This is a genomic window from Lysobacter capsici (genome assembly GCF_014779555.2).
Lineage (GTDB): Bacteria > Pseudomonadota > Gammaproteobacteria > Xanthomonadales > Xanthomonadaceae > Lysobacter > Lysobacter capsici.
Window position 1 is genome coordinate 5,788,078 of record NZ_CP094357.1, and the last position, 22,194, is coordinate 5,810,271.

Annotated in this window: 16 protein-coding genes and 1 riboswitch; of the genes, 6 read left to right on the top strand and 10 right to left on the bottom strand. The window is 68.3% G+C overall.

Going from position 1 to position 22,194, the window contains the following annotated elements; translation table 11 throughout:
- Positions 1-147 precede the first annotated feature (147 nt).
- Complete coding sequence (locus tag IEQ11_RS23805; protein ID WP_191822020.1) at positions 148-2,106, top strand: FG-GAP-like repeat-containing protein; 1,959 nt, start codon at positions 148-150, stop codon at positions 2,104-2,106.
- Positions 2,107-2,207: 101 nt separating this feature from the next.
- Complete coding sequence (locus tag IEQ11_RS23810) at positions 2,208-2,819, top strand: uracil-DNA glycosylase family protein (RefSeq protein ID WP_191822021.1); 612 nt, start codon at positions 2,208-2,210, stop codon at positions 2,817-2,819.
- A gap of 61 nt (positions 2,820-2,880) precedes the next feature.
- On the opposite strand, the gene IEQ11_RS23815 is transcribed toward IEQ11_RS23810, so the two are convergent.
- From IEQ11_RS23815 to IEQ11_RS23825, 3 genes are all read right to left on the bottom strand, one after another.
- The gene (locus tag IEQ11_RS23815; protein WP_191822022.1) at positions 2,881-3,486 is read right to left on the bottom strand and encodes a trimeric intracellular cation channel family protein; all 606 of its coding nucleotides are present in this window, start codon (positions 3,484-3,486) and stop codon (positions 2,881-2,883) included.
- A 189-nt stretch (positions 3,487-3,675) separates the two neighbouring features.
- Positions 3,676-3,782, bottom strand: a riboswitch (glycine riboswitch).
- Between the two features lie 570 nt (positions 3,783-4,352).
- Positions 4,353-5,096 carry an ABC transporter ATP-binding protein gene (locus IEQ11_RS23820; RefSeq protein ID WP_191823707.1) on the bottom strand — a complete coding sequence of 248 codons (744 nt, stop codon included), beginning with the start codon at positions 5,094-5,096 and terminating at the stop codon, positions 4,353-4,355.
- On the bottom strand, positions 5,093-6,091 hold the full coding sequence (locus IEQ11_RS23825) for a hypothetical protein (RefSeq protein WP_191823706.1): 999 nt from the start codon (positions 6,089-6,091) through the stop codon (positions 5,093-5,095). The genes IEQ11_RS23820 and IEQ11_RS23825 overlap by 4 nt, the downstream gene beginning before the upstream one ends.
- 122 nt (positions 6,092-6,213) lie before the next feature.
- Here IEQ11_RS23825 and IEQ11_RS23830 point away from each other — a divergent pair, with 122 nt between their 5' ends.
- The gene (locus IEQ11_RS23830; protein ID WP_191823705.1) at positions 6,214-6,636 is read left to right on the top strand and encodes a hypothetical protein; all 423 of its coding nucleotides are present in this window, start codon (positions 6,214-6,216) and stop codon (positions 6,634-6,636) included.
- Positions 6,637-6,715: 79 nt separating this feature from the next.
- Here the strand turns inward: IEQ11_RS23830 and IEQ11_RS23835 are convergent, their stop codons facing one another.
- The 4 genes from IEQ11_RS23835 to IEQ11_RS23850 form a co-directional block, all read right to left on the bottom strand.
- The gene (locus tag IEQ11_RS23835) at positions 6,716-7,522 is read right to left on the bottom strand and encodes a kanamycin nucleotidyltransferase C-terminal domain-containing protein (RefSeq protein ID WP_191823704.1); all 807 of its coding nucleotides are present in this window, start codon (positions 7,520-7,522) and stop codon (positions 6,716-6,718) included.
- 148 nt (positions 7,523-7,670) lie between these two features.
- Positions 7,671-8,009, bottom strand: coding sequence for an EF-hand domain-containing protein (locus IEQ11_RS23840; protein WP_096417102.1), 339 nt, complete (start codon positions 8,007-8,009; stop codon positions 7,671-7,673).
- 167 nt (positions 8,010-8,176) lie between these two features.
- A complete protein-coding gene (locus IEQ11_RS23845) occupies positions 8,177-9,382 on the bottom strand; it encodes a DesA family fatty acid desaturase (protein ID WP_191823703.1) in 1,206 nt (401 codons plus the stop codon).
- Between the two features lie 309 nt (positions 9,383-9,691).
- Positions 9,692-10,651: a CHAD domain-containing protein gene (locus IEQ11_RS23850; RefSeq protein ID WP_191823702.1), complete on the bottom strand. Its 960-nt coding sequence runs from the start codon at positions 10,649-10,651 to the stop codon at positions 9,692-9,694.
- 71 nt (positions 10,652-10,722) lie between these two features.
- On the opposite strand from IEQ11_RS23850, the gene mutM reads away from it, so the two are divergent.
- From mutM to IEQ11_RS23865, 3 genes are all read left to right on the top strand, one after another.
- Complete coding sequence (gene mutM, locus IEQ11_RS23855; RefSeq protein ID WP_036107890.1) at positions 10,723-11,535, top strand: bifunctional DNA-formamidopyrimidine glycosylase/DNA-(apurinic or apyrimidinic site) lyase; 813 nt, start codon at positions 10,723-10,725, stop codon at positions 11,533-11,535.
- A 386-nt stretch (positions 11,536-11,921) separates the two neighbouring features.
- The gene (locus IEQ11_RS23860; protein WP_036107887.1) at positions 11,922-12,494 is read left to right on the top strand and encodes an ECF-type sigma factor; all 573 of its coding nucleotides are present in this window, start codon (positions 11,922-11,924) and stop codon (positions 12,492-12,494) included.
- A 137-nt stretch (positions 12,495-12,631) separates the two neighbouring features.
- Positions 12,632-15,454, top strand: a complete 2,823-nt coding sequence (locus tag IEQ11_RS23865; protein WP_191823701.1) for a serine/threonine-protein kinase — start codon at positions 12,632-12,634, stop codon at positions 15,452-15,454.
- Positions 15,455-15,493: 39 nt separating this feature from the next.
- On the opposite strand, the gene IEQ11_RS23870 is transcribed toward IEQ11_RS23865, so the two are convergent.
- The 3 genes from IEQ11_RS23870 to IEQ11_RS23880 all read right to left on the bottom strand — a co-directional run bounded on the left by IEQ11_RS23870 (position 15,494) and on the right by IEQ11_RS23880 (position 22,064).
- A complete protein-coding gene (locus IEQ11_RS23870; RefSeq protein WP_191823700.1) occupies positions 15,494-16,036 on the bottom strand; it encodes a DinB family protein in 543 nt (180 codons plus the stop codon).
- A 112-nt stretch (positions 16,037-16,148) separates the two neighbouring features.
- Positions 16,149-20,039, bottom strand: coding sequence for a translocation/assembly module TamB domain-containing protein (locus IEQ11_RS23875; protein WP_191823699.1), 3,891 nt, complete (start codon positions 20,037-20,039; stop codon positions 16,149-16,151).
- A gap of 30 nt (positions 20,040-20,069) precedes the next feature.
- A complete protein-coding gene (locus tag IEQ11_RS23880) occupies positions 20,070-22,064 on the bottom strand; it encodes an autotransporter assembly complex protein TamA (protein ID WP_191823698.1) in 1,995 nt (664 codons plus the stop codon).
- Between the last annotated feature and the right edge of the window lie 130 nt (positions 22,065-22,194).

A 22,194-nucleotide genomic window follows, 5' to 3' on the forward strand; every position in this document is an offset into this window, starting at 1 on the left:
AAACAATGCCGGCGCTCTGCCGGCATTGTTTTTATATATATCGCCACGTCCCGAACCACTCGTCTTTCGCAGCACCCTGCGCACGAGAATTAAACATGGTAATTCTCCCACCGCAGATGACTGTAATCAGACAAAAGGACCGGCACGATGCGATTTTCGATACGGCCCCGCCGCGACTCTCATCCGACCGCGACAACGATCCGCGCCGGTGCGCAAGCGATCTCCCTGCTCATCGCGGCCTCCGCGGCATCCGTCGCGTCGGCGGTCAATCGCGACGGATTTACCGCCGAATACCCGAGCGGACAACCGGGATTGACCTTGCCTCAGGTGATCGGCGACAACCTGCCGAAGGGCTACATCGTTTTCACCTACGATGACGGCATGGATGAGCACAGCGTCGCGATGGCACGCTACCTGCAAGGACGCAACATCCGCGCCACGTTCTTCGTCAACGGTTGCCGGTTCATCGGACGCGGCGCGGGCGAACCGTGTTCGCAGCTCAAGCAGTACCCCTTGAGCACACTGGAACAACTCGTCTCGGCCGACCAACAGATCGGAAACCATACCGAGTTGCACTACGCGCTCAATAGCAACTTCAATTCGCTGGGACCGGCCAAGATAAGGCAAGACGTGCTTTTGACTCAGTCGCTGATCGCCCCCTATCAACGCGATGGCTATTCCTTTTTTCGGGCGCCGTCCAACAATTGGGGTCAAGCCCCCTACGACTTGCTGCGCAATGAGCCGGCACTGAAAGACATCGCCGGCCCGATTCTCTACGACTACCTGGGCGCGGATTGGCCTTGCAACGACACCAACTACAACAACCCGATCTTGAGTCCGGAAACCTGCGCTGAAAGAATTTACGGCACCGATCCGACACACAACAGCTACTCGCGCAGCATGCGCGGCGGCGTCGCCAAGAGCGGCATCGTGCAAATGCACGATCGCAGCCCCAACGCGGTGGGCAGCGATTACTCGTTCCGACTGACCAGGCGACTGATCGAACTGATCAAGAGCGATCCGGATACCAAATACGTTTTCACCTCGCTCGATGCCATTCCCGGCATGGTCGGGACCGATAACCGATTGACTATCGACACTTATTCGACCCAGTTCTCCGACGCCTCCGGCACCGACCAGGTCGCCGGTCATTATCGCTCGATCCGTATGGGCGACGTCGACGGCGACGGCGTCCCCGACGTCTGCGGGAAGCGGGTGGACGGCATCTACTGCATCGACGGCAGAACCCGCACGAGCGCTAAATGGCGCGATCTTCCAGACAATCAAGGCTGGTCCGAGGCGAAATATTCGGCGACCGCGCAACTGGTCGATATGGACAACGACGGCCGCGCGGATTTCTGCGTGCGTGGAGCCGCGGGAATCTATTGCATGCGCTCGCTCGGCAACGCCTTCGCCGCAACGGTGACCTGGACCACCGGCACGGTGTTCTCCGATGCCGCCGGCTGGGGCGCGAGCGAGTCCATGTATGCATCGATCCAGATGGGCGATATAGACGGCGACCATCGCCCCGACGTATGCGGACGGGACGCCACCGGAATCGTTTGCCAGTTGTTCAACGGCACTTCGTTCTCAGCGGCGCAGCGTTGGCTCACCGGTGGATTTGACGACGCCAACGCGTGGAATCACCGCGAGTACGCCGCAACGCTGCGCCTGGGCGATGTCAACGGCGACGGCCGCGCCGATTTATGCGGTCGAGCAAGCTACGGCATCATCTGCTCGCTGTCGCAAGGCAGCGCGTTTTCCGCGCCCACCTGGTGGAGCAGCGCCTTCGCCGACCAGGAACAATGGAACATTCCGGCGGCATCGGGCGACGAGCGCGTGTACTTCCAGACGCTGTCCTTGGCCGATATCAACAACGACGGCAGGGCCGACCTTTGTGGGCAGTACACCACCGGGGTTGCGTGCGCATTTTCCGATGGCACCCGGTTCAGCGCCTACCATCATGTCGACAACCGATGGATGACCGGCGCCAATGGTTACGGCAAACCGGCTTACGCGCTGCCGTTGATGATCGGCGATACGGACGGCGATCAACGCAAGGAAATTTGCACCCGCGGCGCGCAAGGCATCCGCTGCCTGCGCTGAGCCGGTCCGTCGCCGCCTGAACGCACGATGCCGACGCTACCTTGGCGTCGCGCGTTCGGGCGCCTATCGACGCCGTTCCCGGCAGGCCCTAGCATCGCGGCATGTCCTCCCTGCCGACCCTGCTGGACGAGGTGCGCGCCTGCACCCGCTGCGAAGCGCACCTGCCGCACGGGCCGCGGCCGGTGGTGCAGGTGGGCGCGAGCGCGCGGATCCTGATCGCCGGGCAGGCACCGGGACGCAAGGTCCACGAAAGCGGCATCCCGTTCGACGATGCCAGCGGCGAACGTCTGCGCGCATGGCTGGGGCTGTCGCGCGAGCAGTTCTACGACGCCGACCGGGTCGCGATCCTGCCGATGGGGTTCTGCTTTCCCGGCACCGGCCGCGCCGGCGATCTGCCGCCGCGGCCGGAATGCGCGCCGACCTGGCGCGCGCGCCTGATGTCGCGCTTGAATCATCTGCAATTGACCCTGGTCGTGGGCCAGTACGCGCAGGCCTATCACCTGCCCGATGCGGGCGCTTCGTTGACCCAGGCCGTGCAGGCGTGGCGCGACACCTGGCCCACACTGGTCGCGCTGCCGCACCCGAGCCCGCGCAACAATCTGTGGCTCAAGCGCAATGCGTGGTTCGAACGCGAACTGGTGCCGCTGCTGCGCGAACGGGTCGCGCAGGTGCTCGCGGATTCACCGGGCCGGAGTGAATTAAACCCGGTTTAAGCGGCAACGTCTGCATCGCGCCTGTCGTCTTCGCGCCGCTCCAACCGCGCAGTCGGCGCGATCACTGATAAACGAACTTCGGCATTTCCCACTCGTAACGGATCGCCAGCAGCCGCAGCGCGAAACCGCCGCCGAGGCACAGCAGCACGCTTAGGTTTTCGGCCACGCCCATGCGCAACAGCAGCAGATAGGCCACGCCGGTCAGCAGCGAGATCACCGCGTACAGCTCGCGCTGGAACACCAGCGGAATCTCGTTGCACAGCACATCGCGCAGCACGCCGCCGAAGGCGCCGGTCAGCATGCCGGCGATCACCACGATCGGGGGTTGATGGCCGGCCTCGCGCGCCACCGCGCAGCCGATCAGGGTAAATGCGATCAGGCCGAGCGCGTCCAGCCACAAAAACGTGCGGCGCAGGTAGTGCAGTTTCTTGGCCAGAAACGTGGCCGCGATCGCCGCGCCGACGGTGTAGCCCAGGTATTCGGGATGACGCACCCAGCCCAGCGGGTAGTGACCGAGCACGATGTCGCGCAGCGAGCCGCCGCCGAGCGCGGTGACGCAGGCGATGATGACCACGCCGAACAGGTCCATGCGCCGCCTCCCGGCGGACAAGGCGCCGGTCATGGCTTCGGCGCTGATGGCGAGGAGGTAGATGATCTGCAACAACATGGCGGTGCTCCGTCGGACGATGCGGAAGAACCGCGGCCGTACGGCGCGAACCCACATGCACTGCGATGCCCGCATGCGACCACCGACCGCGGCGGCGCGCGCGAAGCGACGACGCGCCGCCATGGGCCGCGCATCGTGCATGCACTCGTGAGTTTGCGCGGCATCGTCGAACGACGAAGGCCACGGCGCCGCTCCCGCTGTCCTTTTACCTGAGAGTTTGGGCGGCCCGGCGCCTCGCGTCGGACCGCTTGCCCCTTCGGTGGGCCGCGTGGCGGCCTCTCTCCAGATCGGCGATGGTGTCCGCAGTGTTTCGGCCGAACGGCCGAGCCTGAGCGATTATGGGAGCCTGCGCCTTCGGCGGGCATCGGCCGCGGGGCCGGCGCCACTCTTCTGCGAACGGGGCGGATGGTAGCAGGTGCCGGTGGGGGTGGCGTTTTCGGACTGTGTCGCCTCGTCGGCGTGGTATTTCCGGCGATGGCTGTGCATAGGTTGTGCGGTTGAGCGATTGAGTAAGAGTCGCAGTAGCTGCTGCTGTCCCTGCTCTTGCTCTTGCTCTTGCTCTTGCTGTTGCTGTTGCTGTTCCCCCCTTTGGAAAAGGGGGGCAGGGGGGATTCGCTTTTGCTTTTTAGCTTTATCTATCCAAAGCAGTGGCAACACCAACAACCGAAGCCGAAGCCGAAGCCAAAGCCAAAGCCAAAGCGAATCCCCCTACCCCCTTTTCCAAAGGGGGGAACAGCAAAAGCACAGTCGCAATCACGGCTTGCACACTGTAGGAGCGGCGCGAGCCGCGACCGCGACATCGCACACACGACGCAACCGGCAACCCCTCGGTCGCGGCTCGCGCCGCTCCTACAGTCGGGTTTCGATCAGCGCGGCGGTTCGGGATCGGCCAGAGCGTCAACCATCGATTGCTCCAACGACCGCGACGGATCGGCGCGAATCGCATCAAGCTCATCGCTCGCCCATTCCCGGCGCAAACGCCCGTCCATCAACAGCACCGCGCGATTGATGAAACGTTCGGCGACATCCAGCGAATGGGTCGCCAACAACACCGCGACGCCGCGTTCGGCGGCGAGCCGTTGCAGGTGATGCTTGAGCGCATATGCGCTCAGCGGGTCGAGCCCGTTGAGCGGTTCGTCCAGCACCAGCAACGGCGGTTCGTCGAGCAAGCCCAGCAGGATCGCGAGTTTCTGCCGCGTGCCCAGCGAGTACTGGCCGATGCGGCGATCGAGCATCGCGCTGCAGCCCAGGGTCTCGGCCAGGGCCAGAGTGGCGGCGGGGATCTCGCCCGCGCCGCGCGCGCCGGCGAACAGGCGCAGGCATTCGCGTCCGCTCAACAACGGCGGCAAGCGCGCCGGATCGACCGCGAAACCCAGTTGCCGACGCGCGGCCAGCGGCTCGCGCACGATGTCGTGGCCGCCGATCAGCACGCGACCGGCGCTGGGCCGCTGGATGCCAGCCAGGCAATGCAGCAAGGTGGTCTTGCCCGAACCGTTCGGCCCGATCAGGGCGACGAATTCGCCGCCGCGCAGGCGCAGGTCGATGCCGTGCAGCACGGCGTGTTCGTCGTAGCGATGCTGCAACGAGTCGAGTTCAAGAATGAAGCTCATCGCGGCGACACCGGCCGATGCACGCGACGCAAGCCGGACAGCGCCGGCAGCGACAGTAGCAGCACGATCGCCAGCAACACCGGCGCGGCGCGCCAGTTCAACGACAGCAGCGCCCCGCCGATCAGCATCAGCGCCATCGCGCAGACGAAGGCGAACGCAGGATAGCGCCATGCCGCGGCGGCGAAGGCGCGCGGCGCGCGCGGCGTGCTGGCGAGCAAGCGATCGGCGGCGACGGTCGCGGCGACGCAGCTCTGTACGACCAGGCTGAACCAGGCGATCGCGACGGCGATCAGCAACACGCCCAGACCGGCGGCGATCGCGGTCGAACTCGGCAGCGCCGCCAGCACCGCACCGACCATCCACGCATGCCCGCCGCGGCGCCAGCGCAGCAAGGCTTCGCGGCGTTGCCAGTCGCTCAGATGCGGCAGACGTGCATCGTCGAGCCAGCGCAGGCCGAACAGCGGCTGGCGCGCGCCTTCGCGCAAGCGATGACGCGGATGGCGGCGATGGCGCAAGGCCGAGATCAAACCCAACGACGCGCCGATGCCGAGCCCGCCGGCGACGATCCAGCACGCGCTGCGCACCTGCGCCGCCTCGCCGCCGAACGCGATCAGCACCACGGCGGCGACCAGCATCGCCAGCACGGTCGCCGCGAACGCGAGCACGATCAGGGTGCCGGTGGTGGCGGCCGGTGCGATCGGCGCGGCCGCCCACCAACCGTGGCGCAGCCGCTCATCCAGCGCGATCAAGCGGCCGCGCGCGAGCGCATAAGCCAGCGCGAGCGCGAGCAGCGCGAACGGCAACGGCAGCTGCGCGATCAAGCGCGGCACCGCGGCCGGCAGCATCGCCGCTTCGCTGCCGGACAGGCGCAGGCCCAATGGCAACAGGATCGACAAAGCCAACAACGCGATCGCGCCGCGATTGCGCCGCCATCCGCCGCCGCGCGCGGCGGCGATGCGGGCCTCGTTGAGCCAAGGGTGTAGTCGCAGCCGCATGGGTGGGTGCGCCGTTGCGCGGGAATCTGGTTCGCACACTACACGCTCGGCCTCGCCGCGTTGACAGCGCTCGGCCCCGTTGCAAGCATCCGTCCGACCGCCCCCGCACCCACGAGAAGTCCATGACCCGACCGCCCTTGCCGGAGGAGTTATTCAGGCTCGAACAGCAGCAAGAGCTCGCCGCGGACGTCGAACCGTTCGGCCGCGATCTGGCCGAGCGTGTCGCCAGCGGCCTGCAAGCCGGTTGGGTGCTGGCTTATGGCCATCGCGATTACTGCGGCATGGGCCTGCACTGGCGGGACGGCCGGTTTTGCTATGCGGAAATCTACGACGGCCGGCCCGATGAGCCGGCGCTGCGGGTGTTCGACGAGCGCGGCGCGTTCGTGGAGTGGTTCGCGCGCCAATCCACCGCCAGTCTCGCCCGCCTCGACGACCCTAAACCGTTCTTCCGCGGCAACCAGGTGATCGCGCGCTGGCGCGTCCTCGAGTTCGTGACGCAGGCCGACGCCGGGCCGCCTGCGTATCCGCAGTTGCCGCCAGACTAGGCCGCGCTCGCATCGCGCGGCGGCCGCAGGGCCGGCCCGGCCCTGCATGATCGTCGCCGCATCCGTCCAGATCCGTCGGTCAGCGCAACCCGGCCACGCAACGGCGACGCAGCGCGTCGTCGAGCGACACCTCGCCGGCCCAGGCTTCGATCCCGGCCCAGGCGCGCTCGATCGCCGCGCTCACCGCGATATCGTCGCTCAGCTCGCCCCGATCGACTTGCTTGAACAAGGCCGTCGCGCCGTCCGGCCCAGGCAGGTCCGCGGCTTCGCCGAACATCGTCCCGGCCGACACGAACACATGCCGCTCGGCCAGGCCGATCAGACAGGCCAGATGCTGGGCGAACTCGGCGGCCAGCAGGGTCAGCGGCTTGCGCGCGAAACGGTTGCGCAGCTTGCCGATCAATTCGTACAGCTCGCCGACCACGAGTTCCGACAGCGCGCGGTTGACCGCGTCGTCCTCGGGGTGCGCGGCCAGCGCGCGCAGGGTTTCGACCAGGGTGCCGTGATCGGGCGCGATCCACAGCGCGCGCGCATGCACGAACTGGCCATGACTGAGCGCCCAGTCTTCCTCGACGCTGCGGGCATAGTCCTCGACCGCGGTGCGCGAATACAGATTGACCTCGGCCTTGCCGCGGCCATGCACCCATTCCAGCGATTGATCGAAATCGATGCCGAACGCGCCGTCGTCGAGCACCGCCCACAGCTCCACGTCCGAATACGGGCCGTCGTCGTCGCGGGCGGTCGAACCGTACAGCGCGACCGCGAGCAGGCGCTCGCCGTGCTGCTCGCGCAATTGCTCGACGATCGCATCGACCAGTTCGCGGCGTTGTTCGCAGGTGACCGATTGGGGGCCGGCGAACAAGGTGTCGAGTTCGCCGCGGGGCAATGCATAGTCCATCCCGACTAGGTACCACGCGACGCACGAACGCGGCAATTGCGCGATCCGGGCATTGCGACCGGGTGCGGAGAAATACGCCGATACGCTCGATTCGCGCGCATCGCCGTGATGCACGGCGGATGCGACGCGATCGCGGTCATTGCGGCGGCGAGGCGAGTTCGCGCGCGTCGAGCCAGCCGTCGCGATTGCGATCCTGCTTGCCGAACCGCTCGGCCAGGGTCGCTCGATGCTGCTCGCGGGTCAGCGCGAGGTGACCGCGCCTGCCGGGCGGCTGCTCGCCCGCATCAAGCACGCCGTCGTGATTGGCGTCCATCGCGTCGAAGGCGTAACTCAACCAGTCCTGGTACTCGATCAGCGAAATCTTGCCGTCGCCGTCGGCGTCCATGCGCGAGAGGTAGTCGCCGGTGGAAGTGACCTGGGCCGCGACCGCGGCGGGCAGCAGGCACAGGACGAAGACGAGCGGGCGATACGGCATGAACGCGGGACCGTGGAAGACCTGAGGCGAAGGGTGAGGCCGCCGCTCGACGTGGGCAAGTGGGTACGGCGGTCGATCGCGTGCATGCGCGCGCGCCATCGTTGTCATGGGCAACAAAAAACCCGCGCATCGCTGCGCGGGTTTTCGCTTGCGGCTTGTCGCCGCGCTCAGTGCCGCGCCGGCGCCAGCGCGTAGCCCTTGAGCCGCGCCGAGAACTGCTGCAGCGCCTGGATGCCGCTGGCTTCGGCTTCCACGCACCACGCGTGCAAGCGCGCCAGGGTGGCCTGGGCGTCGTGCGAACGGTCGTCGAGCACCTGCGCCAGGCGCTGGCGGAAATCGGCCACGGTGGCCATGCGCGGACGCTCGTCGATCCAGTGCTGCAGTCGCGCGCGCGCATCGCCGTCGAGCCAGCGGCCGCCGTCGGCCAGGCCCTTGCGCAGACGCCGCGGCAGCGAACGCATGCGGTCGCCGGCATGGCCGGCTTCCTCGCGCAGCGCCGGCAGGGTGACGTTGCGGTAGTAGTCGGTCATGGCCTGGAAGCGGATCGCCAGCAGCGCCTTGAGCGTTTCGCCGTCGGGCATGGCGATGTTCGGACGCACGTCCAGCGACGGCGCGACGCGCAGCACCTTGGCCAGACGCAACGCGCTCAGGCCGCGGATCACGGTCCAGCCGATGTCGAATTCCCACTTGCGCAGGGCGAACTTGGCCGAACTCGGGAAGGCGTGATGGTTGTTGTGCAGTTCTTCGCCGCCGATCCAGAAACCCCACGGGGTCAGGTTGGTCGCGGTGTCGGTGGTCTCGAAATTGCGATAGCCCCACCAATGGCCCAGGCCGTTGACCACGCCGGCGGCCCAGAACGGGATCCACAGCATCTGCAGCGCCCAGATCGCCACGCCGGCGAAGCCGAACAGGACGAAGCTCAGCGCCAGCAGCAGCACCGGGCCCAGGGTCGCGTGCGGGGTGTAGAGCTTGCGTTCGATCCAGTCGTCCGGGCAGCCCTTGCCGTACTTCTCGATGTCGTCGCGCTCGGCGCGCGCTTCGCGGTAGAGCTCAACGCCGCGCCACATCACCGTGTCGATGCCCTTGAACTGCGGGCTGTGCGGGTCTTCCTCGGTCTCGCACTTGGCGTGGTGCTTGCGATGGATCGCCGCCCACTCCTTGGTGATCATCGAGGTGGTCAGCCAGGTCCAGAAGCGGAACACGTGCGCCAGCGCCGGATGGAAGTCGACCGAGCGGTGCGCCATCGAGCGGTGCAGGTACAAGGTGACCGACATGATCGTGAGCTGGGTCACCACCAGGAAATAGACGGCCAGTTCCCAGAAGCTGGCCTGGATCAGGCCACCGGCGAGGAAATCGATCAGGAACGCGGGCATTGCGGACTCCGGGAGCGGCGAGGGCCGGCGGCCGACGGTGGAACCGACGGGGCCAGCAGCGGACAGCTTGAACCAATTAAAAGACAGTTGTGCAGGCGATCATGCCACCTCTCGCCCACCGTTCGCGCCGGTACGGCTGCGGCTGCTGCCCAGGCGTTTGTGATGGGGTCGTGGATTCCAACGGGCAAGCCGGCGCGCAGCGGGCACGGCTGAGCGGTTCAGGGTGATCGGGGCGGCTTGAGGGGCTTCCAGCGGTGCCCGGAACTGCGTCCCGGCGGGGTCGAATCCCCTGCTGCCACGAAGCCAGCCTCAGTCCGCGCCCCCGCCCCCGCCGCCGGCGATTCGCACCCGCGAACGCGCCAGTTCGGCCTGGGCGAACCGCCGCAGCGCCGTCCGATCCTGCTTGCCGAACAGCGAGCGCTTGCCGCAGTGATCCAGCAGCAGATTCAGGTCCTGCGCCTCGCCGAGGCGTTCGATCTGGTGCTTGTCGAACTTCGGCGCGTCGCGGCCGAGCTTGGCCGTCTTCAAGGCGCGCTGCTGTTGCGACAGGCGCCGCGCGCGACGGCGCCAGCCGTGCCAGTCCTCGTCGTCGCCGCTGCGGCGCGCGTTTTCGGCCGCGCGCGCGACCCGGGCCAGGCTGACCACGACCGCTTCGCGCCAGTGCTCGGGCTCCAGCCCGGCCCAGGGCAAGGCGCGCAGGCCGGCGCGCAGCACCCGCAACAGCGAGCGGCGCGCGCCCAGGTCCGGATCGTCGAGGCGCGCCTCGCGCGCGGCCTGCGCGCGCGCGGTCGCGGCGCGGCGGCGCGTGCGCGCGAGCAGTGCGCGAACCTCGGTGTCGTTGTGATGACGCAGCAGGCGATCGAAGGTTTCGACCAGGGCATGCGCATCGCGCAGGGCCGAAAGGCCGTCGTTGAGCTTGCGCAGTTCGCGATCGATCAAGGCCGCGCCCGGCCCGAGCGCCGGCCCGCCCAAGGCCAGGGTCGCGCGCGCGCGGCGCAGGTTCTTGCGCGCCAGATGGACGCCGGCGTGAATGCGGCTGCCGCGCCAACCCAGCGCATCCAGGGCCTGATCGAGTTCGTGGGTGGCGAAAGCTCGCAGGCGCAGGCCGGGCGGGCGTGGCGCTGCGTCGGTGGCCGCGGCCGGATCGTCGCTGGCGCCCGCCGCGGCGCGGCGCGGTGCGTTCGCGGAATCGCGCCCGGAGTCCGGCCCCGAACGCGGCCCGGATCGCGCCCCGCTGGCGGCCTCCTCGGATTCGCTCGCCTGCGGCATCGCACGGACTCCCAGAATGGCGGCCCGCCGCGGACGGCGCGGGGCCTTGACCGGGATAGTACGCTGGGCACATGCCTGAATTACCTGAAGTCGAAACCACCCGACGCGGACTCGCCCCGCACCTGGAAGGCCGCCGCGTGGTCACCGCGATCCTGCGCCGGCCCGACCTGCGCTGGCCGATCCCGCTGGCGATCGAGGACACCCTGCCCGGCCAGCGCATCGACGCGGTGCGCCGCCGCGCCAAGTACCTGTTGCTCGACACCGCCGCCGGCAGCGCGCTGCTGCATCTGGGCATGTCCGGCAGCCTGCGGGTGTTGCCGGCCGACACGCCGGTGCGCGCGCACGACCACGTCGACCTGCTGCTCGATTCCGATCACGTGCTGCGCTTCAACGACCCGCGCCGCTTCGGCTGCCTGCTGTGGCAAGCGCCGGGCGAAACCCACGAGTTGCTGCGCGATCTCGGCCCCGAGCCCTTGTCGGACGACTTCGACGGCGACTATCTGTTCGAACTCAGCCGCGGCCGCAAGGCGCCGGTCAAGACATTTTTGATGGATCAGAAAGTCGTGGTCGGCGTCGGCAACATTTATGCCGCCGAAGCGCTGTTCGCCGCCGGCGTGTCGCCGTTGCGCGCCGCCGGCAAGGTCGCGCGCGAGCGTTACGTACAGCTCGCCGAATCGATCAAGACCATCCTGGGCTACGCGATCCAGCGCGGCGGCACGACCTTGCGCGACTTCATCAGCCCCGACGGCGCGCCGGGCTATTTCGAACAGGAACTGGCCGCCTACGGACGCGGCGGCGAACCCTGCCCGCGCTGCGGCCGGCCGCTCAAGCAGGCCAGCATCGGCCAGCGCACGACGGTGTGGTGCGGGCACTGCCAGCGTTGATCGCATGGCGGCGCGGCCGCTGACTTCGCGTCGATTCGAAACCGCGGGCGCGCGCGGCGGGGCATGGATGCGCCCGTTGGCGCGGGCGCGGCCATGGTGTTCGTAAACCAACGTGGCTGGCGCGGGCGTCGTCCAGCCCGGCGCGCTTGCCTGCCGCGTGCGATCTCGCCGTGTCGATCCAGCGGCGACCGCCACTCCCGCCGATGCCGCCCAACCGGCCTGTCATCCGAATGCGAGCACGTGCGTTAGCGTGACGGGGTATTTTCTGCGCCTGGGATTTCCAGGCGACACTGCCAAAATCCAGCCGGCGCAGGTGCGATTGGTGCCAAGCCTGTCGCTACCAAGGGAAGATGAACGCGCTATAGTCGCAAGGAGTCGAGGGGCATATGGCCGATAGCGCTGACATCACCATCCTGCTGGATGCCGCCCGCGAGGGCGATCGCGGCGCGCTCGATCGCGTGCTGGCGACGCTGTACCAGGAACTGCACACCATGGCCCGGCGCCAGTTGGCCGGCCAGCACGGGCAGACCTTGGACGCGACCGCGCTGGTGCACGAGGCCTATCTCAAGCTGGTCGGCCGCCGCGAGGCGCAGTTCGACGATCGCGCGCACTTCTTCGCTTATGCCGCTTCGGCCATGCGCAGCGTGGTGGTCGATTACGCGCGTCAACGGCTCGCGCAAAAGCGCGGCGGCGACCTGCACCGGGTCACCGAATTGCCCGAAGACGTCGAAGGCGGCCTGCGCCTGGACGAAGACACGCTCGGCCTGGACACCGCGCTGACCAAGCTCGCCCAAGTCGATCAACGTCTGGCCCAGGTGGTCGAACTGCGCTATTTCGCCGGCCTGTCGGAACTGGAAATCGCAGCGCTGCTGCAACGCTCCGAACGCAGCATCCGCCGCGACTGGCAGAAGGCCCGCTTGTTCCTGCTGGCCTCGCTGCAGGACGAGCCCAACCGCTGACGGCCGCGGTCGCGCCGATGATTCGCGCCGCGCGCCCTTCCGTCATGCGCATCGCCATGCACGCCGCCGCCCATTTCATCGCCGGCCGCGCCGCCACGCATTTTTCCGCCGCGCTGCGCGCACCGGCCTGATCGCGCATGGACGCCGAGCGCTGGCAACGCCTGTCTCCGCTGCTCGACGCCTTGCTCGAGCTCGAACCGGGCGCGCGCGCCGAACGCCTGCGCGAACTGCGCGCCGACGATCCCGCGCTGGCCGACGAACTGAGCGAACTGATCGGCCTGGAGGAAGGCCACGAAGACTTTCTCGCCGAACCGCTGGTGCCGCCGCAGAACGTCGGCATGCGGCCCGGCGTCGAGGTCGGCACCTATCGCCTGGAAAGCCTGCTCGGCGAAGGCGGCATGGGCCAGGTCTGGCTGGCCTCGCGCGCCGACGGTCTGTATCAGCGCCGGGTCGCGTTGAAGCTGCTGCGTCCGGGCCTGGCCGACACCAACCTGCGCACCCGCTTCACCCGCGAACGCCAGATCCTCGCCCGCCTCGCCCATCCGCACATCGCGCGACTGCTCGACGCCGGCGTGACCCGCGAAGGCCTGCCGTATCTCGCCCTGGAATACGTCGAAGGCGAACCGATCACCGATTACTGCCGCAATCAGCGCACGCCGCTGGACAAGCGCCTGCGCATGTTCCAGCAGATCTGCGACGCGGTCAGTCACGCTCACGCCAACCTGATCGTCCACCGCGACCTCAAGCCGTCCAACATCATGGTCACGCCGGCCGGCGACGTGCGCCTGCTCGACTTCGGCATCGCCAAACTGCTCGACAGCAGCGACGTGCCCTTGCCCGAGCAGACCCGCACCGGCGCGCGCGCGTTCACCCTGCACTACGCCGCGCCCGAGCAGGTGCGCGGCGAACCGGTAACGACCATGACCGACGTGTATTCGCTCGGCGTGGTGCTGTACGAACTGCTGACCGATTCCAAACCCTATCGTCTCAAGCGCCAGACCGACGCCGAATGGGAAGAGGCGATCCTCGCCGCCGATCCGCTGCGCCCTTCGCAGGCGGTGCTGCGTTACGCCGACAACGACGATGCCGACATCGACCCGGTCTCACTGCGCCGGCTCGGCCGTCAGCTCGCCGGCGATCTCGACAACATCGTGCTCAAGACCCTGGCCAAGCGCCCCGAGCAACGTTATCCGTCGGTCGAAGCGTTGTCGCTGGACTTGCAGCGGTTCGAATCCGGCCGCCCGGTGCTGGCGCGCGCGCAGAGCCTGCGCTATCGCTTCAACAAATACGTCGCGCGGCATCGCTGGGCGCTGGCGACCGCGGCGCTGGTCGCGGTGGTGCTCAGCGCCGCGCTGGGCATCGTCGCCTGGCAGGCGCGCGAAGCGGTCGGCGAAGCGGCGCGCGCGCAGGCGATGCAGGATTTCATGGTCGGCCTGTTCGAAAGCGCGCGCGGCACGCCCGAGGGCGAAGCGCTGGATCTGCGCGGCCTGCTCGACGCCTCGGTCGCGCGCGGCAATCGCGAACTCGCGCGCCAGCCGCGCGCGCGCGCCGAACTGTTCGGGGTGATCGCGCGCATGCGCACCGGCCTGGGCGACTACGGCGAAGCGCGCGCCTTGCTCGAGCGTCAGGCCACGATCATGGCCTCCACCGACGACATCCCCGACAGCCTGCGCCTGCAGTCGCTGACCCAGCGCGGCAAGGTGCTGCGCCTGCTCAACCAGCCGCGCGACTGCGCCGCGCTGATGCAACCCGAATTGATGCTGGCCCGTCGCGAACAGGCGCAGTTGCCGCTGCAATCGAGCGAGTTCTATTCCGAACTCGGCCGCTGCCGGCGCGCCAACGGCGAACGCCAGGGCGCGCGCCAGCTGTTCGAGCGTTCGCTGGCGGTGCGCCGCGAAATGCAGGAGAACACCGACGTCGGCGAAGTCGAGAACCTGATGGACCTGGCCAGCCTGCAGGCCGATGCCGGGCAAAGCCGCGAAGCGCTGCAAGGCTTCGAACAGGCACGTCGCCGCCTGCAGCAGAGCGTCGGCGACCGCCATCCGCTGCAGGTCGAGATCGGCCGCAGCCTGGCCGCGTTGCGGCGCGAACTCGGTCAGGTCAACGACGCCGAACGCGATGCCCGCGACGCGCTGGCCATCGCCCTGGAAGTCAACGGCGCGCAGCATCCGGCCACCCTCGCGGTGCGCCGCCAGCTGGCCGGCCTGCATGTCGATCAAGGCCAGTTCGCCCAGGCGCAGAGCGAGTTCGAACTGATCCGCGGCCTGCTCACGCAGCGGCTCGGCACCGGCAATCCGCAGCTGGCCAGCACTTACAGCGCGCTGGGCATCATCGCCTGGGAACGCGGCGATCTGGAGCGGGCCTTGGCCGAGCTCGATCGCGCGGTCGCGGTCGCGCGCAAGCAACCGGCGGCGGACGTGCTGGCCGACCTGCTGTTCAACCAGGCGCTGGTGCTGCACGCGGCCGGACGCGATGCGCAGGCGATGCCCTTGCTCGAGCAAAGCCGCCGCCTGCGCGCGCAGCACTTCGGCGCCGACAGCGGCGTGGTCGGCGATACCGATCGCCTGCTCGGCGATGTCGATATCGCCCTGGGCGAACGCAAGCGCGGCCTGAGTCGCCTGAGCAATGCGCTGACCCTCACCCGCAAGCATTACGGCGACCGCCATCCGCGCACCCGCCAGGTCGAACTCGATCTGGCTCATGTCCAGGCCCAGGCCGGCGATGCCGCCGCGCTGGCGCAACTCGATTCGCTGTCGGGCCTGCCGACCACCGACGAAGAACTGCGCAAGCTCGGCTGGCGCGCGCAGGCCTACGCCGCGCAGGCGCGCTGCGCCGGCGGCGAGCGCGGTCAGGCGCGCGCCAAGCTCGACGGCCTGCTGCGCGCGATCAACGACGCGCGGCCCGACGGCAGCGAAGTGGGACGCGAGGTACAGGCGATCCGCGAGGCCTGCCTGCAATAACGGCCGACGCGATCGGCCACGACCCACCGCGACGATCGCTCAGTCGATATCCAGCGTGGGAATCAACATCAGCAGATCGGTCACCCCGACATCCACCCCGGCCTGGGTCAACAAGGTGCTGACCTGACCGCGGTGATGGGTCTGGTGATTGAAGAAGTGCATCACCAGGCTGCCGAAGCGACGCCGCGACGCGACGCCCTTGGTGTTGGCGTAAGCGAGCACGTGATCCAGATCGGCCTCGCTCAGCTCGTCGACCCAGGCATCGATGACGCCGTCGAGTTGCTCGCGCGCGGCCCGCAGCGACGGCAGATCCGCATGCGCGGTCGCGCGCAGATCGCGCGGCGGCGCCGTCGTCCGCATCGGTTCCAGCGCGGCGAAACCCGCCGGATGCGTCGCGAAACGATGCAACCAGATCGTATCGGCGATCAGCAGATGGTTGAGTGTGCCGAGAATGGAGCCGAAGAACGCGCCGCGGTCTTCGGCGATCGCCGCGTCCGGCAAGCGCGCGGCGGCGGCGTAGACCTGCGCGTTCATCCAGCGGTTGTAGGCGGCCATCAGTACGGCGTGTTCGCGCAGGTTCATGCGGCGATCTTCCCGGATGCGATGCAAGCCTTCATCGGATCGCGATTGCGATAACGAAGGCGGCGCCATCGACCGATGCGCAGCGCGATCGTTTCCACGGCGAACTCATGCCCTATTTTTCCTTGCGCCAGTTGATCGAAGCGCGGTTCTCCAGCGTGCTCGACTCGACCTCGATATCGAAGCCCTTGCGCAGCAGGTACTTCAAGGTCAGCACCTGGCCGGTGCCCAGCAACGACACGCCGTAGCCGACGTACAACCGCGGCGACAGGTACTTGCCGACGCCGAGCACCGAGCCGCCGAGCGCGCGGCTTTCCATCACGCCGGCATCGTCCAGGCCGATCTTGGCGCCGAGTTGCGAAGCGATCAGGCCGCCGCCGGCCGACAAGGCCGCGCTGGCCGCGTTGAGCTGCTTGTTCTCGTCGCCGCTGACCGACGACAGCGGGCGGCCGAGCGCCAGATACGCCAGGGCCTCGGACTGCGAACTGGCCGGATCGGACCACACGTTGACCTGCGGCGAGCTGACCCGACCGCTGATGTCGACGCCGGCCTTGACCGCGCCGACTTCGCGCTCGGCGCGCACGTCGAGGATCGGATCGGACACCGGACCGTTGTTCCAGTTGAGATTGCCGCGGGTGATCTGCAGCTTCTGCCCGTACGCGGTGTAGCGGCCTTCGATGTTGAGCGCGCCGTTGGCGGTCATCTCGCGGCCCGGACGCGAACGCACCCGCATCTGTCCGCCGAGTTTGCCTTCCAGGCCGAAGCCGTTGAGCCTGACCTCGTCGCCGACCGCCAGGGTCAGGTCGAGTTCCAGCGGCGAACTGCCGGTGTCCTCCGGATTGACCGGATCGAGCACCACCACGTCCTCGGACACCGACACGCCCTGGTCCAGGCGCTCCAGGTCGATGCGCGCCGACGGAATCGTGACCTTGCCGGTCACGTTCAAGGGCTGCTTGGCGGCGTAACGCACGGTCAGTTCGGGATTGGCGACAGCGCGCAGATCGCGGGTGTCGGAAGCGAGCACGTTGGTGCCGCGCAGGTTCAACACCAGCGGCGTGTCGTCGCCCTGCCAGCCCAGGCTGCCGTCGATGTTCAAGGTACCTTCGCCCGAACGCAGGCTGCCGGCGATGCGCGCGCTGCCGTCGGGCTGCGCGTCCAGGCGCACGTCGCCGTCCTGCAGCACGATGCCGAGCGAGGGCACTTCGGTGGTGAACTGCGACAGGCGCGCCTGGCCGCCGAGCAGCGGCTTGGAGCGTGTGCCGCCCAGGGTGATGCGGCCTTCGAGCTTGCCCTTGGGCTCGACGATGTCCGGCGAGAACAACTCGACCCAGGTCAGCTCGTCGGTGTTGACCGCGACCGTGCCCGACAACGGCGCGAACGCGTCCCAGCCGGTGGCGATGGTGGCGTCGATGCGGCCGTCGTCGTTGAAGCCGGCCTTGAGTTCGGCGTTGAGCTTGTTCGGATCGAAGCTGGCCTTGAGCGACAGCTCGTTGTAACGCAGCAATTCGCGCCGCGCGCGTTCGCTGAATTTCAGGCCGCCGCCGGCCGAGCTGACATTGAACTGGCCACGCCAGCCGTTGCCGACCGGACGCAGTTCGCCGTCGAGCGCGATCTGTCCGCGCAACACCCACGGCCGCTTGTCGGCGCGTTCGGGCAGATAAGCCTGGGCGAGCAACAACGGCAGCCCCTGGCCTTTCAGATCGACACCGCGGCGCGGCCAGTCCGCGCTCGCGCACAACGAACCGCCGCTGCTCGAGGCCAGACAGGCGTTGCTCAGCGCGCCGTTGCGTCCGTCCCACCGGAACTGCGCCGGCTGCTGCAGGCTCCACGACGCGCCCTTGCTCGGCGCGAGCTGCAACGAGGCCAGCGCGCCTTGCCAGGTCGCGCCGCGCTTGTCGAGATGGCCGGACAGATCGAGATTGGCCACTTCGCTGCGCGCCTGCGCCTGCAGTTGCAGCGATTCGACCGCGCCGCGCGCATCGATATTCAACGACGACAACGCGAGACCGACATCGATCTCGCTGGCGCGCACGGCCAGTTCGCCGCCGCGGCCCTGCCAGGGCAGACGGCCCTTGGCGCTGAAACTCGCGGCCTTGTAATCGCCGAACTTCAAGCCGCTGCCGGTCAGGTCGGCGTCGATGTTCGGCGCGGTGCGCGCGCCGCTGAGCTTGAGCGTGCCGTTGACGCTGCCCGCCGCGCTCGGCAGCAGATCGTTGAGTTGCAGCGGCGCGAATTTGGCGTCCAGGTCGATGGCCTGCGCGTACTTGCCCTTGGCGTCGATGCGGCTGCCGCCGAGGCTCAGCGCCACGTCGCCTTCGAACGCGTCGTCGCTCTTGCCGGTGGCCGCGCCGTGCATGACGAAGTTGCCGCGTCCGCCGAGCGGACGATCGCGCAGGCGACCGCCGAGCTGATCGGCGCTGGCCTTGATCTCCAGGCCGCCATCGGCGCGGGTGGCGCCGGTGCTGGCGAGCTTGCCGTCGATCGCGCCCTTGAACTCGGGCGCGAAATAGCCCGGATCGAACCCCGACAGCGTCGCCTTGAAATCCCAGCCCAGCGACGGCGCCCACGCCACTTCGCCTTGGCCTTCGAGCGCGCCGGTCGGCATCTTCGCCTTGAGCGTGTTGAGGGTCATGCGCTGATCGTTGCCGCGGCCGTCGAATTCGACCGTCGCGCGCTGCTTGTCGCGCAGCAGGCTCGCGGTGCCGATCGCGGCCCAGGCCTTGACCGTGCCGGCGAAGCCGAGATCGGCGGTTTCGAGCGTCACCGCCGGCGTGTCCGGCGTCTGCGCGACTTGCGAGGGCTTGGCCACCGACTTCAACGTGGTCGGCGCGGCTTTGCCGCCCCAGGTCAGGCCGCGCGCGTTGATCGAGAACTTGAACTGGCCGTTGTCGGCATCGGTGAAATCGGCATGGCCGCGCAAAGTCGCGGTGCCGTCGAACAATTGCAGCGCCAGCGGCTGCACGTCGAGCACCTGATTCTTCAGCGACAGCTTCGACGGCAGCACCTTGATGTCGAGATCGCCCTGGCGGAACTCGCCATCGAGGTCGGCATTGCCGCCGACGCCGGCCGCGTCGAAACGCAGCGCCATCGGGGTTTCGCTGGGCGTGGCCTGCGGCGAGGTCAACAGGCCGATGTCGAGCGCGTCGCTGCGCGCATGCAGCTTCCAGTTCGGATCGTCCTTGCCGCGCAGGGTCAAGGTCACGCGCACCGGACCCGGCGCGGCGCCGGCCACCGCCACGTCCATGCGCGACAGATCGCCGCGCGCGACCAGCCCCAGCCGCGGCGGCGTGCGCCCGGGCGCGCTCGGCAGCACCGCGGTGGCGAGCAGGTCGGTCTTGAAGTCGTTGCGCGGCTCGTAATCGCCGTGCAGGGTGAAATGGCCGCGGTCGGTGTCGGCGTCGAGCTTCTCGACATGCAGCTTGCCCGACTGCGCATCCAGTCCCGCGCGCAGATGGCGCACGTCGATCAGATGCTCGCCGCCCTGGCTGAGCTTGAAGCCGTCGATGCGCACGTCGTCGGCCTGCAGGGCCAGCGGCGGTTCGATCTGCGGCAGCACCTCGGGCCAGCGCGGCAGTTCGAAGGGTTCCTCGCTCTTGGCGATGGACAAAGTCGCGTTGTCGACCTGCAGCGCGTCCACCCGCAGCTTGCGTCCGAGCAGCGGACGCAGCGCCGGCTCCAGATAGATGCGCTCGGCGGTGAACAATGTGTCCTTGTAGGCGAAGCGCACGCCGCGCAGGGTCAGCGGACCGGCCACCGGCCCTTCGGCGGACTTCCAGGTGAAGGTGGAATCGGCCGGCAGGCGCGCGACGATCTGCGCCAGCAGCACGTCGCGGCCAGCGACGGTGGAGATCAGCCAATAGATCGCGAACGCGATCAGCAAGGTCAGCACGCCGGCCGCCAGGCTGCTGCGCCAGGCCCAGCGCTTGGCCGTGGCGCGACGACGGCGACGCCGTTCGATCAGCGCCTCGACGCGCAGTTCCTCGGGTGTTTTCGGCGTATCGCTCATGTCGTTGCGTGGTCGTCCTGGCCGCGGGGCTTACAGATCGGCGCCGATGTTGATGTAGAGCTGGAAACCCGAATCCGGATTGTCCAGGCCGCGCGCGATGTCGACCCGCAGCGGCCCGACCGGCGAACGCCAGCGCACGCCGACGCCGACGCCGGTGCGCATGTCCGGTCTGTCGTCGAAGGCGCTGCCGCTGTCGACGAACACCGCGCCGCCCCAGCTGTCGTTGAAGTACTGCTCGTATTCCACGCTGCCGGTGATCACGTTCTTCGCGCCGAGTGCGAACGCCTTGCGGCCCGGGATCGCGGGAATGCGCGGTCCCACTTCGCGCCACTCGTAGCCGCGCACGCTGCGGTCGCCGCCGGCGTAGAAGCGCAGCGACGGCGGCAGGTCGACCAGCGCGTCGGTGAAGGTGTGGCCGAGTTCGCCGCGGGTGATCAAGCGGCTGCGCGCGCCCAGGCCCTTGTACCAACGCGCGGTGAGGTGGGCCTGGAGGAAATTCGCGTCCGAGCCGGCGCCCTCGATCCCGCCGCGCAGCATGCCGGTGGCGCTGATGCCGTTGCGCGGATACAGGCGATCGTCGGCATCGACGTACTCCGCGCGCAGCGAGGGATACAGGAAGGTCGCGCTGCGATAGTCGACCGGCGTGGTCGGATCGTTGTCGTCCTCGTCGGCATAGGCCCAGCGCTCGCGCAGGCCGTGCAGCGAGGCGGTCGCGGTCCAGTGCTGGTTGATCTTGCCGCTGCGGCTGGCGACCAGTTCGACCCGGCGCGAATCGATGTAATCGGTCTGCTCGTCGGTGCCCTGCAGGCTGAAGGTGTACCAGCCGTCGAGCCAGGCGAACGCGGGAATGCGGTATTGCAAGGTCGCGGTCTTGCGGCGCTGGGCGTAATCGACCTGCGCCAGCGCCTTGTGGCCGCGGTCGTTGAGGTAACGCCGCTCCACGCCCAGGCGCACGCCGGCGCCGCTGTCGGTGCCGTAGCTCAGGCCGGCGGTGTAGATGCTGCGCTTGGCCGGGGTCAGGGTGACCTTGACCGGCACCTGGCCGTCGACCGCCTGATCGGGCTGCGGTTCGATGTCGATGCTGGCGAAATAATCCAGCCGCGCCAGCGATTCGCGAAACGTGTCGAGCTTGCGCTGGTGGTAGTAGCTGCCCTGTTCCCAGTACACCAGCCGCTCGAGCAGGCTGTCGCGGATGATCCGCTTGGGCGTCTGCTCGAAGGTGATCGGGCCCATGTCGTAGCGCTGGCCGCTGGTCCAGACCAGGTCGATGTCGGCGGCATGTTCGGCGCGCGTCACCGCCACCCGGCGCGAAGTGAAATCGGCATCGAAGTAACCGCGTTCGGCCAGTCGCCGACTGATCTTGGTCTTGCTGGCCTCGTAGGCCGCGTGCTCGAACACCTGGTCCGGGCCGGGCTTGAACGCGGCCAGGTCCTGCTTGAGGTAACGGTCGTCGCTGCCGGCGCCGAGGATGGCGACATCGGAACGGCGCACCTTGACCGGCTCGCCCTTGTCGATGGTGATGGTCACGGTGATCGGCGGCGACGCGGCGCGCGCCGGCGCGGCTTGCGCGGACGCATCGACGGGCGGGGTCGCGGCTGGATCCGCGTTGCTGTCGCCGGCGGCCGCGTTGCCGGCAGTGCGCGTGTCGGCGCCGGGGTCGGCCGCAGCACCCGCATCGGCGGCGGAACGATCGCCTTCGGCCGGCGCATTCGGGTCGGTGCCTTCGCTGGTCGCGATCCGGCGGGTGCCGCGCGAATCCTCGACCTTGATCGTCGGCGAGTAATAGCCGAACGGTTCCAGCGCCTCGCGCGCCTCGTTCTCGGCCTCGCGCAGCAGATAGCCCAGGCGGCGGCCGGACACGTCCTTGCCGATCGTATCGACCAGCGACAAGGACACGCGGACGTTCTGGGTCATGGCCTCGTCGAGGCCACGGATCTCCACCTTGCTCACCTGAGCGGCTTGCGCCGCCCCAGCGATGGCAAAGCTGGAAACAGCGGCGAAGGCGAGACGAAAAATGACTGGCATGCGTGAAGGATAACCGGCAAGGACTTGTATTGCTTACGGATTTTCCCGGTGATAGTGAGGGTTTGGCCGATTTTCCGCGTTAACGGCGCGTGACGTGCTCGGCCCCGACGGCGATCGAGCCACCACTCGG

Coding starts and splice junctions, on each gene's coding strand:
- IEQ11_RS23805 (WP_191822020.1), top strand. CDS start 148: ATGCGATTTTCGATACGGCCCCGCCGCGACTCTCATCCGACCGCGACA.
- IEQ11_RS23810 (WP_191822021.1), top strand. CDS start 2,208: ATGTCCTCCCTGCCGACCCTGCTGGACGAGGTGCGCGCCTGCACCCGC.
- IEQ11_RS23815 (WP_191822022.1), bottom strand. CDS start 3,486: ATGTTGTTGCAGATCATCTACCTCCTCGCCATCAGCGCCGAAGCCATG.
- IEQ11_RS23820 (WP_191823707.1), bottom strand. CDS start 5,096: ATGAGCTTCATTCTTGAACTCGACTCGTTGCAGCATCGCTACGACGAA.
- IEQ11_RS23825 (WP_191823706.1), bottom strand. CDS start 6,091: ATGCGGCTGCGACTACACCCTTGGCTCAACGAGGCCCGCATCGCCGCC.
- IEQ11_RS23830 (WP_191823705.1), top strand. CDS start 6,214: ATGACCCGACCGCCCTTGCCGGAGGAGTTATTCAGGCTCGAACAGCAG.
- IEQ11_RS23840 (WP_096417102.1), bottom strand. CDS start 8,009: ATGCCGTATCGCCCGCTCGTCTTCGTCCTGTGCCTGCTGCCCGCCGCG.
- IEQ11_RS23845 (WP_191823703.1), bottom strand. CDS start 9,382: ATGCCCGCGTTCCTGATCGATTTCCTCGCCGGTGGCCTGATCCAGGCC.
- IEQ11_RS23850 (WP_191823702.1), bottom strand. CDS start 10,651: ATGCCGCAGGCGAGCGAATCCGAGGAGGCCGCCAGCGGGGCGCGATCC.
- mutM (WP_036107890.1), top strand. CDS start 10,723: ATGCCTGAATTACCTGAAGTCGAAACCACCCGACGCGGACTCGCCCCG.
- IEQ11_RS23860 (WP_036107887.1), top strand. CDS start 11,922: ATGGCCGATAGCGCTGACATCACCATCCTGCTGGATGCCGCCCGCGAG.
- IEQ11_RS23865 (WP_191823701.1), top strand. CDS start 12,632: ATGGACGCCGAGCGCTGGCAACGCCTGTCTCCGCTGCTCGACGCCTTG.
- IEQ11_RS23870 (WP_191823700.1), bottom strand. CDS start 16,036: ATGAACCTGCGCGAACACGCCGTACTGATGGCCGCCTACAACCGCTGG.
- IEQ11_RS23875 (WP_191823699.1), bottom strand. CDS start 20,039: ATGAGCGATACGCCGAAAACACCCGAGGAACTGCGCGTCGAGGCGCTG.
- IEQ11_RS23880 (WP_191823698.1), bottom strand. CDS start 22,064: ATGCCAGTCATTTTTCGTCTCGCCTTCGCCGCTGTTTCCAGCTTTGCC.